Source organism: Scandinavium hiltneri (assembly GCF_024764835.1).
Taxonomy (GTDB): domain Bacteria; phylum Pseudomonadota; class Gammaproteobacteria; order Enterobacterales; family Enterobacteriaceae; genus Scandinavium; species Scandinavium hiltneri.
Window position 1 is genome coordinate 1 of the sequence record NZ_JALIGE010000032.1, and the last position, 450, is coordinate 450.

The window sequence follows — 450 nt, forward strand, 5'->3', positions numbered from 1 at the left end:
GTTGTAGACAGCCATGCGTACTCCTCAGAACAGGCCGAGGCGCCCACTGGCGCCTCCGGCAAAGCCGCTGCACAACATGTGCGCGGCGGATCGATTCGATCATCGGGTCGGTGCGAACGACGGCATTCGCCGGGCAAGGCTCGGTCCGACCTCGAGGCGGGCATATGTTACGCCCTGTGCGAAATGTCGCACATTAGCGTTTGGTCGCGTCGTAGGCGAGTTTTCCGGGCACTACAGATTCGTCGCGGTTGGCTTCCTCGCATTTCTGTCGGTCGCCGCCGCAGATCGAGCATTCCTTCTCGATCCCCAGGTTGGCGATGCCGCCGCAGGAACCGGCGATCGGCTTGCGGCCCATGATGACCCCGATGGACATGCCGAAGACCACCAGCAGCATGATGTCGAAGACCAGTAGCCAGGTCATGGACGTTCTCCTTGGTTGCCGAACAGTTG

General features: G+C 61.6%; 1 protein-coding gene. It reads right to left on the minus strand.

From position 1 onward, the window contains the following. Positions 1-193: 193 nt before the first annotated feature. Positions 194-421, minus strand: coding sequence for a (Na+)-NQR maturation NqrM (nqrM, locus tag MUU47_RS00135; protein ID WP_258986111.1), 228 nt, complete (start codon positions 419-421; stop codon positions 194-196). Positions 422-450 lie beyond the last annotated feature (29 nt).